Origin of the sequence: Pseudomonas sp. 2822-17, from assembly GCF_002742485.1 — a bacterium.
Classification (GTDB): Bacteria; Pseudomonadota; Gammaproteobacteria; order Pseudomonadales; family Pseudomonadaceae; genus Aquipseudomonas; species Aquipseudomonas cyclaminis.
In genome coordinates this window covers 1-339 of the sequence record NZ_LJRZ01000342.1, presented here as the reverse complement: position 1 = coordinate 339, position 339 = coordinate 1, and the positions used below count along the sequence as shown (strand labels likewise).

Sequence of the window (339 nt, the reverse complement as noted above, 5' to 3'; positions counted from 1 at the left end):
GCTTACCAGTGATGCTAGTTGCAAACCAACTATTTTATAATAAGGAGATCGTTGAAGAGTTAGGTGGGATACCAGAAACATGGGAGGAATTCATAGATCTGATGGAGGAAGCGGTGCATGTTGGATATACTCCAATTACTTCGGATGAGTACGAATTTGTCAATTTCTTCGAAGGGGTATTGTACCAGACATCAGGTAAAGAGAAATTATTCGATCTTATGAATAGTGAAGCCAGTTGGACAGATGATGAATTTCTTAAGGCATTTGAGTTGATGGAAAACTTAAAACGAGTTGATGTATCCTTAATGGACGGAGATCCAGTGGAGGAATTTTTAGCTG

1 protein-coding gene is annotated in these 339 nt (G+C 38.9%); it reads left to right on the top strand.

The window, feature by feature from the left end:
• Window positions 1–339, top strand: a 339-nt coding sequence (locus AOA60_RS08405; protein WP_143522406.1) for an extracellular solute-binding protein, incomplete at both ends; no start/stop codon positions are given.